The sequence below is a fragment of the Flavivirga aquimarina genome (assembly GCF_030540835.1).
Lineage (GTDB): Bacteria > Bacteroidota > Bacteroidia > Flavobacteriales > Flavobacteriaceae > Flavivirga > Flavivirga aquimarina.
Window position 1 is genome coordinate 1 of record NZ_JAUOEK010000170.1, and the last position, 223, is coordinate 223.

The following is a 223-nucleotide window of genomic DNA, read 5'->3' on the forward strand; positions in this document are numbered from 1 at the left end:
GTGTCTGTGATTTTTTCACCGTTATTATTCGTGTAGCTTTCGTTGGTTGCAATAGCAAACTTTGCTAATGTTTTACCTGATTCTAGATTAATAATTTCTGGATCGTTTCCTAAGTTACCAATCAACTGTACTTTGTTTCTAAGCGTGTTCATAATTTTAAATTTTAATGTTAAACAGTTAATACAATTGAACCTTCTATGATTCAACACTGCAAATATGAAAC

At 30.5% G+C, this 223-nt stretch carries 1 protein-coding gene; it reads right to left on the minus strand.

What is annotated here, in order from left to right:
* A partial coding sequence (locus Q4Q35_RS18045) for a single-stranded DNA-binding protein (RefSeq protein ID WP_303279420.1) occupies positions 1–152 on the minus strand: 152 nt, incomplete at its 3' end.
* Between the last annotated feature and the right edge of the window lie 71 nt (positions 153–223).